The 637-nt window shown below is 47.6% G+C and carries 2 pseudogenes; both read left to right on the top strand.

From position 1 onward, the window contains the following. Nucleotides 1-313, top strand: a pseudogene (locus tag R7Z77_RS26315) (DUF1800 domain-containing protein); the annotation flags it as partial. A 9-nt stretch (nt 314-322) separates the two neighbouring features. Next, a pseudogene (locus tag R7Z77_RS26320) lies at nt 323-637 on the top strand (Tat pathway signal protein); the annotation flags it as partial.

The following is a 637-nucleotide window of genomic DNA, read 5'->3' on the forward strand; positions in this document are numbered from 1 at the left end:
GTCACCCGAATACGAATTGCTCGATTGGTCAGTGTATACCGATCTGGTCAATTTCATGCTTAGTAGCACTCGCTCGGGTGGTGGTGATACTTATACGCTGGACTTTAGCGAACTGTATTCCCTACTCGATGATCACGAAGCTCTCGTTGAGCGTGTCGATGAACGATTCTTTGCGGGCACGGCTTCGCCTGAACTCAAAGCGCTTTTGCTAGAAGTGTCGGATGAGTATCGAACCAATTACGTACCAACAACAAAACTCGCACTCGTTATCTTTACTGCGATTTCTGGCGATGAATTTTACATTCAGGATTAGGGGTGAATTATGGACATTTCGAGACGCAACTTTCTAAAAAGCACCGTATCGTTTGGGGCGATCGCATCACTCGGGTTGCCGGGTTATTCACTTGCCGCGCCTTCAAATGATTTCCGAGCGCTGATCTGTGTGTACTTAGCTGGCGGAAACGACGCGATTAATACCATATTGCCGCTATCTGATTTTCACTACAACCAGTACGCCAATGTGAGAGGATCTCTTTCTGTTGCCAAAAATACCATTATTCCCATCGGATTGAATGCCCACGACGCAAACAACAACGCCGTTCCGCTTCGGCTGCATCCTAAGTTGTCGCCACTTGCT

Source organism: Vibrio sp. 1401 (genome assembly GCF_033340295.1).